The sequence below is a fragment of the Pseudomonas sp. AO-1 genome (assembly GCF_019775695.1).
In the GTDB taxonomy this organism is placed as follows: domain Bacteria; phylum Pseudomonadota; class Gammaproteobacteria; order Pseudomonadales; family Pseudomonadaceae; genus Aquipseudomonas; species Aquipseudomonas parakoreensis.
The window spans coordinates 4,030,614-4,044,572 of the sequence record NZ_CP079947.1 but is presented as its reverse complement, the minus strand read 5'-3'; the positions used below and the strand labels follow the sequence as shown (position 1 = coordinate 4,044,572).

Annotated in this window: 16 protein-coding genes and 1 pseudogene; 8 read left to right on the top strand and 9 right to left on the bottom strand. The window is 61.1% G+C overall.

What is annotated here, in order from left to right; translation table 11 throughout:
• The first annotated feature begins 1 nt into the window (after position 1).
• From arsH to KVQ82_RS18500, 3 genes are all read left to right on the top strand, one after another.
• Positions 2-700, top strand: coding sequence for an arsenical resistance protein ArsH (gene arsH / locus KVQ82_RS18510; RefSeq protein ID WP_222015106.1), 699 nt, complete (start codon positions 2-4; stop codon positions 698-700).
• 102 nt (positions 701-802) lie between these two features.
• Complete coding sequence (locus KVQ82_RS18505; RefSeq protein ID WP_041062968.1) at positions 803-1,642, top strand: AraC family transcriptional regulator; 840 nt, start codon at positions 803-805, stop codon at positions 1,640-1,642.
• A 68-nt stretch (positions 1,643-1,710) separates the two neighbouring features.
• Positions 1,711-2,289, top strand: a complete 579-nt coding sequence (locus KVQ82_RS18500) for a LysE family translocator (RefSeq protein ID WP_222015103.1) — start codon at positions 1,711-1,713, stop codon at positions 2,287-2,289.
• Here KVQ82_RS18500 and KVQ82_RS18495 read toward each other — a convergent pair.
• From KVQ82_RS18495 to KVQ82_RS18465, 7 genes are read right to left on the bottom strand one after another with little or no spacing between them, the layout of a single operon-like run.
• Positions 2,260-3,654, bottom strand: a complete 1,395-nt coding sequence (locus KVQ82_RS18495; RefSeq protein WP_222015102.1) for an ATP-binding protein — start codon at positions 3,652-3,654, stop codon at positions 2,260-2,262. The genes KVQ82_RS18500 and KVQ82_RS18495 overlap by 30 nt on opposite strands.
• Entirely contained in the window at positions 3,651-4,313 is a 663-nt protein-coding gene (locus KVQ82_RS18490) for a response regulator (protein ID WP_041062959.1), read from the bottom strand. Before KVQ82_RS18490 ends, KVQ82_RS18495 begins: the two co-directional genes overlap by 4 nt.
• 11 nt (positions 4,314-4,324) lie before the next feature.
• Positions 4,325-4,969 carry a tetratricopeptide repeat protein gene (locus KVQ82_RS18485; protein ID WP_198758161.1) on the bottom strand — a complete coding sequence of 215 codons (645 nt, stop codon included), beginning with the start codon at positions 4,967-4,969 and terminating at the stop codon, positions 4,325-4,327.
• Positions 4,966-5,775 (bottom strand): SDR family oxidoreductase, encoded by an 810-nt coding sequence (locus tag KVQ82_RS18480; RefSeq protein WP_222015101.1) that lies wholly within the window; start codon positions 5,773-5,775, stop codon positions 4,966-4,968. The genes KVQ82_RS18485 and KVQ82_RS18480 overlap by 4 nt, the downstream gene beginning before the upstream one ends.
• The gene (locus KVQ82_RS18475) at positions 5,762-6,436 is read right to left on the bottom strand and encodes a TenA family transcriptional regulator (RefSeq protein ID WP_222015100.1); all 675 of its coding nucleotides are present in this window, start codon (positions 6,434-6,436) and stop codon (positions 5,762-5,764) included. Before KVQ82_RS18475 ends, KVQ82_RS18480 begins: the two co-directional genes overlap by 14 nt.
• The gene (locus KVQ82_RS18470) at positions 6,433-7,914 is read right to left on the bottom strand and encodes an AMP-binding protein (protein ID WP_222015099.1); all 1,482 of its coding nucleotides are present in this window, start codon (positions 7,912-7,914) and stop codon (positions 6,433-6,435) included. Before KVQ82_RS18470 ends, KVQ82_RS18475 begins: the two co-directional genes overlap by 4 nt.
• Entirely contained in the window at positions 7,904-8,581 is a 678-nt protein-coding gene (locus KVQ82_RS18465; protein ID WP_145596800.1) for a thermostable hemolysin, read from the bottom strand. The genes KVQ82_RS18470 and KVQ82_RS18465 overlap by 11 nt, the downstream gene beginning before the upstream one ends.
• A 207-nt stretch (positions 8,582-8,788) precedes the next feature.
• Between KVQ82_RS18465 and KVQ82_RS18460 the strand changes: the two genes are divergently transcribed.
• Together KVQ82_RS18460 and KVQ82_RS31635 are read left to right on the top strand one after the other, a co-directional pair.
• Positions 8,789-9,337: a cytochrome b gene (locus KVQ82_RS18460; protein WP_121184874.1), complete on the top strand. Its 549-nt coding sequence runs from the start codon at positions 8,789-8,791 to the stop codon at positions 9,335-9,337.
• 7 nt (positions 9,338-9,344) lie between these two features.
• A pseudogene (locus KVQ82_RS31635) lies at positions 9,345-9,458 on the top strand (metal ABC transporter ATP-binding protein); the annotation flags it as partial.
• 156 nt (positions 9,459-9,614) lie between these two features.
• On the opposite strand, the gene KVQ82_RS18455 reads toward KVQ82_RS31635, so the two are convergent.
• Positions 9,615-10,013 carry a carbohydrate-binding module family 20 domain-containing protein gene (locus KVQ82_RS18455; protein ID WP_222015098.1) on the bottom strand — a complete coding sequence of 133 codons (399 nt, stop codon included), beginning with the start codon at positions 10,011-10,013 and terminating at the stop codon, positions 9,615-9,617.
• Between the two features lie 192 nt (positions 10,014-10,205).
• Positions 10,206-10,745 carry a thioesterase family protein gene (locus tag KVQ82_RS18450; protein ID WP_222015097.1) on the bottom strand — a complete coding sequence of 180 codons (540 nt, stop codon included), beginning with the start codon at positions 10,743-10,745 and terminating at the stop codon, positions 10,206-10,208.
• A gap of 507 nt (positions 10,746-11,252) precedes the next feature.
• On the opposite strand from KVQ82_RS18450, the gene KVQ82_RS18445 reads away from it, so the two are divergent.
• The 3 genes from KVQ82_RS18445 to KVQ82_RS18435 all read left to right on the top strand — a co-directional run bounded on the left by KVQ82_RS18445 (position 11,253) and on the right by KVQ82_RS18435 (position 13,953).
• Positions 11,253-11,615, top strand: a complete 363-nt coding sequence (locus tag KVQ82_RS18445) for a DUF6124 family protein (RefSeq protein ID WP_222015096.1) — start codon at positions 11,253-11,255, stop codon at positions 11,613-11,615.
• A 140-nt stretch (positions 11,616-11,755) separates the two neighbouring features.
• A complete protein-coding gene (locus KVQ82_RS18440) occupies positions 11,756-13,297 on the top strand; it encodes a DUF2235 domain-containing protein (RefSeq protein WP_222015095.1) in 1,542 nt (513 codons plus the stop codon).
• Positions 13,297-13,953, top strand: a complete 657-nt coding sequence (locus KVQ82_RS18435) for a DUF2931 family protein (RefSeq protein ID WP_222015094.1) — start codon at positions 13,297-13,299, stop codon at positions 13,951-13,953. Before KVQ82_RS18440 ends, KVQ82_RS18435 begins: the two co-directional genes overlap by 1 nt.
• Positions 13,954-13,959 lie beyond the last annotated feature (6 nt).

Below are 13,959 nucleotides of genomic sequence, written 5' to 3'. Positions count from 1 at the left end.
TATGTCAAAGCACCTGCCCAATCTTGATCACAGCCTGTTCGAAGGCCGCAACACGCCACCTTCGCACGAACACAAACCGCGCATCCTGCTGCTCTACGGCTCGACCCGCGAGCGCTCCTTCAGCCGTCTGCTGGTGGAGGAGGCCGCACGCTTGCTGGAGCACTTCGGTGCTGAAACGCGCATCTTCAATCCGTCCGGTTTGCCGTTGCCGGACGATGCTCCGGTCGATCATCCCAAAGTGCAGGAACTGCGCGAACTGGTGCTCTGGTCGGAAGGCCAGGTGTGGTGTTCGCCGGAACGCCATGGCGCGATGTCGGCGGTGTTCAAGGCGCAGATCGACTGGATCCCGCTGGAACTCGGCGCGGTGCGTCCGACCCAGGGCAAAACCCTCGCGGTGATGCAGGTCTGCGGCGGTTCGCAATCGTTCAACGTGGTCAATCAACTGCGCGTGCTGGGGCGCTGGATGCGCATGTTCACCATCCCCAATCAGTCTTCGGTGCCCAAGGCTTTTACCGAATTCGACGAGGCGGGGCGGATGAAACCTTCGCCGTTCTATGATCGCGTGGTCGATGTGATGGAGGAGTTGGTGAAGTTCACCGTGCTGCTGCGCGAGCGCCAGGATTTTCTGGTGGATCGCTATTCCGAACGCAAGGAAAGCGCCGAGCAACTGATGGCCCGGGTCAATCAGCGCTCGATCTGAAGCGCCGCGACACGCCTTCATCGGTCGGGCAGTGCACAAACGTTCTAGCCGTTCCGGGGCATTTGTGGATTACTGGCGCCAGCCCATTAGCGTATTCAAGCCATGAGTAACTGGATCGACCTTGCCCACGACCGGGAAACCGGCATCGAAACCCTGCACGCGCATTTCGCCGGGCATGCGCACGCCTACGATCCGCACTGGCATGAGACCTACCTGATCGGTTTCACCGAGCAAGGCGTGCAGCGCTTCAACAGCCGTCGGGCGCGGCACGACAGTACCCCGGGCAAAGTCTTCATGCTCGAACCCGGCGACATCCATGATGGCGACGCGCCGAGCCCGGACGGCTTCACTTATCGCATGCTGTACCTGCAACCGGCATGGCTGGAGCAAGCGCTGGACGGCTTGCATCTGGGCAGTTACGGCAGCGGCCTGCCCGGCATTGGCAGTGTGCTCAACGATGATCCCGAATTGGCCCGCGCCACCTTGTTTGCGTTCAATGCGCTGCATCAACAGGACGTGCGCATGGTGCGCGAGGTGGCGCTGGACGCCTTGCTCGAACGACTGGCGATTCATCTGTATCGCCGACCGCAACCGATCGCTGCCAACCGCGCGCCTTTGATCGCTCGTCAGGCGCGCGATTATCTGGTGGCCTTTCACGAACAGGACATCAGCCTGCAAACCCTGGCCGAAGTCTGCGGCACCGACCGCTTTCGCCTGACCCGCGCCTTCAAGGCAGCCTATGGACTTGCGCCGCACGCGTGGCTGATCCAGCTGCGCCTCAGTCGTGGCCGGCAGATGCTCGCCGCCGGCATACAGCCTGTGGACGTCGCCAGTCGCCTCGGATTCGCCGACCAAAGCCATCTGGGCCGCTGGTTCGTACGCGCTTATGGCATCACGCCGGGCGCCTATCAGCAACGCGCCATCGGCGCCTCTCGACGCTGAACAAACGTTCAAGACCGCAGCCCTGCGCAGCCGTCAGAGTAGGCCCTGACTTTCTACAGGGCCGTGCCATGCTTGCGTTCATCCTCTTTGCCTTCGTGGCCTCGGTTACTCCGGGGCCGACCAATCTGATCGTGCTCAGCACCAGTGCCCGACGTGGCTGGCGGCCGTGCCTGCCGATCATCCTCGGCGCGGGAGCGGGTGCTGCGTCGCTGGTGTGGGTGGCCGGTGCGGGTGCCAGCACCTTGATGCTGCCCGGCGTGCGCCCGGTGATCAGTGCGCTGGGAATGGGCTGGATGCTCTGGTTGGCGTGGCAGATCTTCAGCGCGCCGGCCACCGCCATCGACCCCGCCGCCGGCGAAGAGAAACCCGAACTGGGGCTGGTTGGCGCCGCGCTGTTGCAATGGGTCAACCCCAAGTCGTGGATGATGGCGATTGCGGTGATCAGCGTGTTTACCGCACAAGGGCAGGGCTTGAACGCGTTGTGCCTGGCGTTCTTTCTGGTGTCGTTGCCGTGTCTGGCGCTCTGGGCGTTGCTCGGTCGCGGTGCAGCGCGCTGGCTGAGCAATCCGGTGCAGTTGCAGTGGCTGAACCGGATCCTCGCGGTGCTGCTGGTCGTCTCATCCGCCGCGGCGTTGCTGCACACCTGAGCTGATCGGCACTGACAACGTTGCGCACAAGCCGCCCTCGGCCCGATTGACCAACGTAATCCGTCCGCCCAGGCGCAACGCGATGGTGTTGACGATGGTCAGCCCCAGGCCTGCACCGTTGGCGTTGCCGCGACTGTAAAAGCGTTCGAACAACCGTGCCCGATCGGCCTCGTCGATGCCCGGGCCCTGATCTTCGACGCTCAAAAGGCACCAGCCATCGGCCTCGCTCAGCTTGACGGTGATCACCCCGTTCTCCGGGGAGAAGTTGGCGGCGTTGGTGATCAGGTTGCTCAGGGCGATGTCGATGGCGGCGGTGCTGGCCATGACGTGCAGCGCTTGTGCGCTGTCTTCGAGGGCCAGTTCCAGGTGCTTGCTCAGCAGCCACGGAGTGAGTTGCACCAGGCTGTTGCGCACGGTTTCGCTGAGGTCGATGCGTTGCAGCGGCGGCGGGTTGGATTTCGGTTCCAGGCGCGCCATGGTCAGCAATTGATTGACCAGGCGACTGGCGCGGTCAACCCCGGAAATCAGGAACTGCAACGACTCGCGGCGCTCCTGTTCGGTGCCCGCCTCCAGCAGGTTTTGCGCATGCACCCGCAGCACCGCCAGCGGCGTACGCATCTCGTGAGCGGCATCGGCGATGAAGCGCCGTTCACGGCCAAGCACTTCCTGGATCTGCGCAAGCATGCGGTTGAGCGCCGCCTGCATCGGTTCCAGTTCGCTGGGCAGGGGCGTCAGTTGCAACGGTTCCAGCGAGCCGCTGTGGCGGGCGCGCAGGGTCGCGGCCATGTTCGCCAACGGCTTGAGGCCCCAGCCGATGGCCAGCCAGACCATCGCCGCGAGGATCAGACTGCCCAGCACGTTCGGCCACAGCGTATGACGCACGATGCGGTCGACCAGATCGGCCCGCACATCGTCGCGTTCGCCAACCCAGATGCGCAGCCCGTTTTGCGGGTCTTCGAGCATGAAGGCGCGCCAATGGCGACCGTTCAAGTCCACCACATCGCTGAAGCCCGGTTGCGTCGGCGGCGCGGTGAACGACGGCGCACTGGCGGTGTGCACCAGTACCTCGTTTTTCGGGTTCCACACCTGGAAGGCGATCTTGCTTTCGTAAGGGTGACCATCGACGCGCGGCTTGGCTTCGCCGAGCGCCTGATTGAACGCCTGATACAGCTGCGAGTGTTCCTGGCTCGCCAGCGGCATGCGCATCACGCCCTGCAGCAGCCGAGCGTTTTGCGCCAGTTGTGCGTCGTAGACTTCGGCGATTTCGTGGTTGCTGTCGTGCAGGTTGAACACGCTGAGCACCGCAAGACCCGCGAGCAACAGCCCGATGATCAGCGTCAGCGTGCGGCGACGAATCGAGGTCATCGACGCTCCTCCACCAGATACCCCACACCGCGAATGGTGCGGATCAGGTCGGTGGAGAATTTTTTGCGCAGGTGATGGATGTGCACTTCGAGGGTGTTGCTTTCCGCTTCCTCGTTCCAGCCGTAAAGCAGCTGGATCAGTTGATCGCGGGTCATCACCCGGCCGGGCGGCGAGAGCAATTCATGCAGCAACTGATACTCCTTGGGCGTCAGCGCCACGGGTTGGCCCTGATAGCTGACCTGCTGGGTACCGGGGTTGAGGCTGATCCCGGCGTGCTCGATCAGCGCCTGAGCGCGGCCAGCACTACGCCGCAACAGAGCGCGCAGGCGTGCCTTGAGTTCGGCGAGGTCGAACGGTTTGACCAGATAGTCGTCAGCGCCGGCATCCAGCCCGGCGATGCGGTCTTCGGTGGCATCGCGGGCGGTGAGTATCAGCACCGGCAGGTTCGAACCGCTGTCGCGCAGGCGCTGCAGCACTTCGAGGCCGTCCATGCGCGGCAGGCCCAGATCGAGCACCGCCACGTCAAAGGTTTCACTGAGCAGCGCATGCAACGCGCTGCTGCCATCCTTCAACCAGTCGACGGTGTAGCCCTCACGGCCTAATGCCCGATGAATGCCTTCACCGAGGGCCACGTCATCCTCAATCAGTAATAAACGCACGCGGACTCCTGTCAGTCGAGTTTCTTGTTCACGTCCACCAGCAGCGCAGCGATCTCTTTGCGGCGCCCGGCGTCAGCGGTTTCCCGGCCCGGGCGCGGTGCAGCCTGCTGGGCCTTGAGCAGCGCGACCCTGGCTTCAGCGTAGCGCTTCTGACGGTAGAGGTGATCACCCCAGAAGTACAGGCTGTCGATGCCATCCGGATTCAGTTGCAGCGCCTGCTTGAGCAGTTGCTCGGCCTTGTCGCTGTCGCCGAAACCGATCGGCCAGCCCGGGACGCGATCATACAGCGCCGCCAGGCTGGTATAGGCCGAACCTTGCAGGGCCTTGGGGTCGAGCGTCAGGGCTTTTTCCAGATCGGCCTTGGCGTCCTTGGCCTTGCCCAAGGCACCGAGCCCGCCCTGAGCGCCGGCCCAACTGCTGGTGACGATACCTTTCCAGATCCACGCTTCGGCCACCGCCGGGCGCTGTGTAGTGAAGGCAGTGGCTTCGGACGACAACTGCTCGAACGCGGCGGCGCGTTGCTTTTCCGCCACTTCATACTGGATGTGCGCCCAACTCTGCTGGATGCCGTTCAGACGCTGCTGATCGGCCGGCTCCAGTGCCCAGACGCTTTGGCTGAGGACGGCGAACAACAGGCATGCGCTAAGTTTTTTCATGGCTTCAGGGACTCGTTGTCGGTTTTTTCACTGAGGCGGCGGATCAGCGGCAACTGCTTGCGCAAGCCTCGATCCACCAGGTGCGGCAGCAGATTGTTCAGGCGTACGAAGAAGCGCTCCGGCCAGCCCAGATACAAGTCGCGGCGGTCGCCGGCAATCGCGTGGATCACCGCCGAGGCCACGGTTTGCGGGTCATCGACGCTGGACTTGAGCGCATCGTTCAAGGCTTGCGCCGCCGCACTGTTCATCGACGTGCGCGTGGCGCGGGGCGCGACATACAGCACGTTGACCCGAGTGTCGGCCAGCTCGCGGCGCAGCGCTTCGGAAAATCCGCGCAGGGCAAACTTGGTCGCGCAATAACTGGCGTAGCCCGGGTAGCCGATCGAGCCGTAAGTGGAACCGACATTGACCACCATCGCGCTGTCGGCCTGTTTGAGCAGCGGCAGCAGCAATTTGGTCAGGCACATCGGCGCGCTGATGTTTACCGCGAGCATCGCGTTGATGTCGCTGTCGTCGAGCTGTTCGAGCATGGCGAAGTGATTGACCCCGGCCGCATTGATCAGCAGGTTGATGCCGCCGATGGCTTCGGCAGCGGCCAGCACTTTGCGCCGGTCACTGAGGAAGGTCAGGTCGGCGGCGACCCAGCACAGCGAATCTGGATAGCGCTCAAGCAACGGCGTCAGCGCCTGCTCATGCCGCGCCACCGCCAACACCTGGGCGCCGGCGGCGCACAAGGCCTCGGTAATCGCCAGGCCGATGCCGCCACTGGCACCGGTCAACACCACCCGCGCGTCACGCAGCTGCATGTTGAGTCTCCGCGTCGCGCGGCAGGCCACGGAACATGTCGGTGTACAGGCGATAGACGACTTTCGAGGCGTGAATCACGGCCGCTTGGTCTTCGGGATCTTCCAGTTGATTCATCAAGCGGCGATAGGTCTGCATGTGCTCGATGTCCAGCGAACCGTGCGAGCTGAGGTAGCTGAACGCGGTGTCCGGCAGCGCCAGACGCTCGCGAATGCTTCCCGCCGCATGGGTAGCCAGCGCAATGCTGGTGCCTTCGAGCACATTGACCATGCCGAACAGACCCACCGGATTGCCTCGGGCGATCAAGTCGTAGAGAAAACTCACCATCAGCTCGATCGGCAGCGAGGGCTGGCCGTCGCGGACCGCATCGCGGTCACCGCCACACGCGGCAATATCGTTGAGCACCCAGTGTTCATGGCCGTATTCGTCTTCGATGTACTCGGCCACCGCTTTGCGCAGCCACTCCAGACGTGTCGGCAGGCGCGCGCCGCAGGCCATCATCAATGGCACGGTGTGGCGCACGTGGTAGTACGCCTGCGCCAGAAACGCCCGATAGCTTTCCAGGCTGACCTTGCCTTGCAGGGCATCAAGAATGATCGGCAGATTGAACAGCTCGTGGCGTTCCTGCTGCGTGGCTTCTTGCAGGGTGTCGAAAAAACTCATGATGCGGACTCCTCGGAAACAGCGGATTCAGTCAATTGGGCGTGGTACAGCGCGGCAATCGCCTCGCGGCGTGGCCGACCGTTGGCCGTGAGCAAGCCATTGGCGGCGGTGAACGGTTGCGCCAGGCGCGTCCAGCCATGCACCTGGGCGTAATCGGGCAAGGCTTCATTGGCTTCGGCGACCGCGGCGGCCAGCTCCGCGTCGCTGCAATCGGCACGGTGCGGCCAGAGCAGGGCGTGGTTGCGCGGCAAGGCCTCGCCATAGACGAAGGCCTGGGCGATGTGGCGGCGCTGGGTCAGTTCCGACTCGACCCATTCCGGGTTGACGTTGCGCCCGAAACTGGTGACGAACTGGTGCTTCTTGCGACCCTTGAGGTAGAGAAAACCTTCGGGGTCGAACTCGCCCAGATCGCCACTGGGCCACCACTCATCGGCGTACGGCGCGTCCCCCAGATAACCGAGCAGGGTCGAGCCCTTGATCAGCACTTCGCCGTCCTCGGCCAGGCGCACTTCAACGTGCGGCAGCGGCTGGCCGACGCTGCCCGGACGCCGCGCGCCGGGGCGATTGAGGCACACCACCGAGGCGCATTCGGACAAGCCGTAGCCCTCGAACACCGGCAGGCCGACACGCTGCGCGCGGTGCAGCAGATCCTCCGAGACCCGCGCACCGCCGACGGCGGCGAAGCGCAGTTTTTGCGGATCGAAGGCTTTCTGCTCGGCAGCGCTGACCAACATCAGCAACAGTTGCGGCACCAGAATCAGACTCTCCGGCGCACGTCCGGCCAGATAACCCAGCAAGTGCGGTACATCGACGCCGCTGGCGCCCTGTATGCCCAAGGTTTTCTGGCTCGGCAGACTCAGCGTCGCACCGGCATACAGCGCGGCGTAGCAGCCGAGGTTTTCCAGCAGAATCGCCAGTGGCAGCAACGCCAGATGATGCTGTGGGTCGGTGGGTTTGCTCGCGTGATCCAGCTCCCGCGCCACCCGCAGCAAGCTGTCGGCGCTCAGGCACACGCCTTTCGGTGTGCCGGTGGTGCCGGAGGTGAAGGTCAGTTTGGCGGTGCCGGCCGGCATCCGGCTCGGGCCGCTGAAGGTGCGGCACCAGAACTCGCCGCGCTGTTCATAGCCGGCGGCGAGCAGCTCGGCCGCCAGCTCCGGTTCGGCAATCACCCGTTCGGCCTGGCTCTGTTCCAGACAATGCGCCCGTTGCGCAGAGCTGAAAAACGGCGGCAGCGTCACGCAGGTCAAGCCCTCGAACAGCACGGCCAGATCCCACAGCATCGCATCGACGCCGTTATCCAGCGCCAGGGCGACGACTTGCGCCTGTTCATCGCGCAGGCGTTCCTGGCGATACAGCACCTCGGCATACACCGTGGCGTAATCAAGTTTCAGCGTATCGCCCCACAGTGCGGTGGCGTTGTCATTGCGCCGGGCATGGTCGCGCAGGGTTTCCTGGAAGCGTTGCAGTTCAAGCGACATGGCAGGCTCCTTCAATCGAAGTCGGCAGGCCCAATCGAGTGAACAGGCCGATATTGCGCAAATGGACGAAGCCGGCGCGGATGTTGCCGACATGCACCCACGGCTTGCTTTCGTAATAACTGCCCCAGTGTTGACGCTCGTCACCCAGGCGTTCCGGGTCGGCGGCGCATAATGTCACTGGCTTCAGACCGAGCCGATGGAAGCTGTTGACCAGCCCGATGTTGCCGGTGAAGGTCACCCATTCCAGACCGCCCATGGCCAACAGATAGGTGATGGCGATGATGCTCAAGCGTGCGCTGCCGGTGTCGCTGGCAGCGAGGTTGCCGACTTCGACGATGGCGCTACGCTCAACCGGACGATCCGCCGCCGCACTGATCAAGGGTTCGATCGGTTCATCCAGATAGCGCTCAAGGAACAGCGGTTCCACATGCGCTCGGCGCACCCCGGCCACCGCACACAGCGCACCGTCGCCGTTGTGCATGCCGAACAGCTCGGGCATAAAGTGCCGAATGTCGGCACCGTGGGCCTTGCGAAAACGCTGCTGGATGAAGGCTTCGAAAGTCTCTCGCAGCGCGTCGTCGGGCAGGGCGCCGGTCAACGTCATCTGCGGCGTTTCGGCCTGGCCGAAACGTAGAGGAAGGGGAATGTTCCAGTGGTAATCGGGCATGGGCAAAGCGCCTCCCTCAATGGTTTGAGCGCAGTATCGGAGGCATTTCTTAACGAAGTCTGAAGGTGAAAAAAGGTTAATCAACGGGCAATCTTCAGATTGTCTTAAGACTGCAAGGGCAGGGTGGCACCGTCGGTTCGCCCTGCAACCGGATCGAGACTGTCGAACGAATCGACCGTCGCTCACGACAATCACGAGGCGCTTCTTATGACCCGCGACACCGCCGTCACCCGTTATGGAAAACTGTCAATTACGTTGCACTGGCTGATGCTGGCGCTGTTCGTCGGCGTCTATGCCTGCGTCGAAATCAAAGGCTTCATGCCCAAGGGCAGCGAAGCGCGCGGCCTGCTGATGGGCTTCCACGGCCTGTTCGGCACGAGCATCTTCATCCTCGTCTGGGTGCGCCTGCTCGGCCGCCTGACGCCACGCCCGCCGATCACTCCCAAGCCGCCAGCGTGGCAGACCGGCATCTCGCACCTGATGCACCTGGCGCTGTACGTGCTGATGATCGCCACGCCGATCCTCGCCTGGCTGATGCTCGCCGCCGCCGACAAACCGTTCCCGTACTTCGGCTTCCACGTCCCGGCACCGGTCGCCATCGACCCGGACTTCGCCAAACAACTCAAGTACTGGCATGAAACGCTGGGCAGCGCCGGCTACTGGCTGATCGGCTTGCACGCGGCAGCGGGGCTGTTTCATCACTACTGGGTGCGGGATAACACGCTGGTGCGGATGTTGCCGGGCCGCACGGAATAACACTGACCTGCTTCAACCCCCAATCCCTGTGGGAGCGAGCTTGCTCGCGAAGGCGTCGTGTCAGCCGGCATCATCGCTGACTGACACACTGCCTTCGCGAGCAAGCTCGCTCCCACAGGTTTTTGTGGCGTCTTGAAGAGCGCAGCAGTTGCCCGAATAACACTTCGCGTCCACGCTATGGCATGCCAACGTCGAGCGCAGGCGTGTGGCGCTGATCAACGTGACCCGCGGCCGAGGTCAGAGTTCGAGCTTGTAGCCGCGGCGCCATACGGTCGATTCAGAAGCTTCCCGTCGCCAGAGGTGTGGGACTGAAAGCCATGGTTACTTGATTGTTGGGGGCTGTTTGCCAAGTCGCGTCGCTGGGGTTGCTGTCACTGCGGACGATACATTTCCACTCCACGACATCACCGGCTTTTACGTTGTTGAATTTAATCTTGCCGGACCAAGAGGGGTAGGCGGAAGGCGTGAGTCGAACCGCTTTGGCCGGGTCCCAATTCCCTAACTCCGGCCGATCACCCACCGCATAGACGCTATAGCCTTGTGTCGTGACGCCGTTATCACAGCGGAAATTCACCTCGAGCGAAATATACGTCCAGGTGGCACCGGCATAGCCAATTATCGGCTGCAAGGCCAGCAGCAGAGCACTCAATGGCAACAAGTATCGAATGCGGCCCATGATCAGTTCCTCAGTTTTCCTTCAGTCGGGCCAGCTTAGCCCTGCGAAAACTGGAAGAGACCTGTAAGAACTGACAGTCCGTCAGACTCTTTTGCGATACCGTCACTGGCGCCTTATTCCCACCCCAAGCCGTGCGCGAAACCTGTGGGAGCGAGCTTGCTCGCGAAGACGCCAGCCCAGCCAACCCATCACTCAAACCTCCTCACCCCTGAGCTGAAGACTCATCAGATCGCAACTCGCCGACCACGACGTCAACCACGCCGGCATCTCCGGCGACTGCTCAGGCAACCCCAACGCCCTGACAAACTCACCCGGCGCCATCGTGCCTTTCGCCGAACGAAACAGCCCACGCATGACCACCACGCCGATCACCCGGCCCTTGCTCACAAAACGATGCTCCATGAAGCTCCATTTATCGTCCCAGCCAAGCATCCGGCTGTGAATTTCAAACGCTTCAAACAGCTTCAGCTCACGCCGAAATTTACCCCAGGTATCGCCAACAATCGGCAACGCTTTAGCGCGCAACGCCACCCGAAACGCGCCACTGCGCAACACAAAATCCATGCGCCCGACGTCAGCCATGGTGAAGTAGCGGCCATTGGTGACGTGCCGATTCAAATCGAGATCCAGCGGCCACACGCGCATGCGGATCACGGTGGATTCCAGCGCATTGACCGGCTTGCGCCACGGTCGGCGAAAAAGCATGCAGAGCAATCGAAACCACAGATTCATCAGTACGTCAGCCCGTTGAAAAGAGCGCTGCACTCTAGCGAGCCGGGCGATGGCGAGGTAGGTGCGTAAATGACTTTTTTGGACTGAACAGTGCATTCCGATCATTGCCGGGTGGGCGATGGATCGGTAGCCCGTTCAACCGGCGGATAAACAGGAAACAATCGGGATGTTTATGTGAAGCCTGCCGTTACCACCGAAGCCCTACAACGCCTTGCGCCATCGCCTACGAGTACGCCAGAATCCGCCGGCTTGTGCGTCTAGAGCGCGGGTTCTATCGTCTGTCGGTCACTGAAAAACAGTGATCGGGTTTGGTAGCCCTGAGTTCTCGTAGATTGCATAAGCATCATGATTTGCAGTGTCTGTTCGACACGGCTTTATGGTGGTCATGCACAGGGCGTCTTCGGGCGCGCCGGTTTTCTACGTCCCGGTCTACCAACCTGCGCATGGCCGCCACCCTCGTTTGGTAGCGAGAGTGATGGCTCCCTTTTTTGACGTAGGAGCTTCACCATGATCAAACCAACACCCAACCCGCCAGAAACCGACCTCGCATCCCCCTACGAATCGCTCGATTCCAAAAAACTCCACGAAGCCGCCGAACGCGCCCTCGACCACTACCTCACCCCGGCCACCCCAATCATGGCCAGCCCCCAAAACCCCGAACCCATGTACCTCGCCAACCCGAAGTGCGACACCGAATCCCTGCTCGCCAACGCCAGCGAAACCCTCGGCTCCGCCAGCGAAATGCTCAACAACTTCGCCGCCACACTCGACACCTCCCACCGCAAAACCGCACTGGGCATCGCCCAGGTCGTCATGCTCGGCGAACTCGCCGTAAACCAAGCCCTCGACAACGTCGAAATCGCCCACTGACCACCCCGGTGCGACGAGCCCAAACCCTCGTCGCACCCGGCAATCCCAACCGGGCTGGCACAGAGCCACGCCTTGCGCCCCCAAGCCTCGGCTGTCACCCTTCGGCCCGTTCTTCAAGGATCAGAACAAGGAATCAAGGATTGAGTGGCTACGTTCCCAACCCCCCGAAAAACTACCGCTACGAAGAAGCCACACCCGTCGACATCCACGCCCAGCGTTGGGCTGAGTACGAGAAACACGGGAAAGAACCTGCGCGCGAGCCTGAGAAAGTCGGCATTGCGTTGAGGATTGGGGTGTTCTTTGATGGTACTGGTAATAACGCGAATAACACGGCAGCAGGGCTGCTGTGTGGTGCGCAGCATCCGATTGCGCCGCAGGATATTCCTGCGAGTTGCATGCCTTATATGAGTGATCCGGATAGCAGTTACGGCAACGATGTCAGCAATGTGAAAAAGCTGAGCGACTTGTATGACGCCGTACCAGACGCTGTTGGAGAGGGATTACATAAGAGCACTTCACGTGTGATCTATATCGAAGGCATCGGCACACGAGCGGGTGAAGAAGACAGCAAGTTCGGCGCTGGCACCGGTCGTGGAGAAACGGGTGTAGCGGGGCGAGTCGAATCCTCGTTCCCAAAAATTCAACAAACGATCAGCCGAGTTTTGGTCGATAACCCGGGCAGTGAAATCAGTTCCCTGACCTTTGATGTATTTGGGTTCAGTCGCGGCGCTGCGGCTGCTCGCCATTTTGTCAATGAGCTTGTCCGCTCTAGCCGTGGGCCGCTGGGTACAGTCCTGCGTAACCTGCCCAGAGCCTTCAGCCCCAAGTTTATCGACCAATACAAAAGCGATATCAATGTGGGCTTTATTGGCTTGTTCGATACCGTTCCCTCAATTGCAGGTTGGTCCAATCTGGGGAACATCAAAAGCTCCATTGCGACGGGCATCAAACTGTATCTAGATCGTCGCTTTTTTACCGATGTCGTCCAATTGTCTGCCCGAGATGAATGCCGGGCCAACTTCGCTCTCAGTCGTGTCAAAGCAGATCACTTGGAAATTACCCTGCCGGGTGTGCATTCCGACATCGGTGGTGGTTACCTGGAGGAGGCAGAGGAGTGTGTCCTTGTCACGCCTATGCAAACACTCATCGTGTCTCTAAATACAGATGTGACCACTACCTCGATTTATCGCGATGCCGTTAATGCCAAAAGCCAATGGCTAGCTAAAGGCTGGCCTGCTGACATGCTCGAAGTCGTAACACCTGAGGCGTTATCAATGCCGGATAGCCCACAGGACAGATTGAGTCCAAGGCAGAAGCGCGTGTACGCCGCACTTCAACTCAAACGCCCCGTGAGTGGCTTGTTATCCAGGGTCTATCTGCGGGTGATGCATCGTTTGGCGAGAGAAAAGGGAGCTCGTTTCAACGACATTCCAGATACTCCAGATCTCGCCATTCCCCCAGAGCTACAAGCCATGTGTAATCGGTTTTTAGCAGGTAACTACAGCACTACACCGCAAGAAGAACAATTGCTAAAACTCAAGTACATTCACACGTCCGCCAACTGGAACCATCCACTTGGTCGAAGGGACGGCAGCGGCATCAATGCGGTTTACATCAATGCCCCCACGGAGGACTCAATCCGTGTGCAACACCCCCACGTACCCGACTGGACGCTTTGGTGATGAAAGTTCTTGTAACTCTGCTGTGCGCATTATTCATGGCTGGATGCCAATCTGCTGATTCCTTATCGGCGAAGAACGACCCGAAATCGGATTCGTGGGAGCTTGCGTTCACCGAACCCTATTACATGAAGGTTTGGGTTGAGGACAGTGCCGTCGAAGACATAAACGGCAAGCTATTCACGCGGACGGGAGGAGGCACAGCCGCTGGTGGCGAACCAGAGAATGGCAAAGAGTCCGCGCGCGGTTGGCATGCGATAGGCGCGGCTGCGAAACCAGTGATTGGTGCTGACTTGCCCAAACGCATTTACGTGCGCTGGCAATCCATTGTTGAGCCGCAGACCTATAAGGTTTGGGTGGATGTGCCTGAAGAGGCGAGGCAACTGATGGTGCAATCGGTCAGTCAGCGGTGCCCGGAAACACCGGAAGAGCAGGCCAGCTACAGCGCATCTATTTATCTGGGATTGGCGCCTGGGGGCGTTGTACAAGTTTTTGTTCGGGACGAGTGCCATCGCCCTGTCAAAGTCGCCAGAGCGCAGGCAGAGGTTGAGCCGCTGGGGCCTAGCCAAGGAAAGAACCAAGGGCGCTATGCGTATCCCGTCAGCGAAAAGTCCAAGCGGTATATCGATAAATTCGGCATACCGTACGGAAGTTGGTAATCCTTA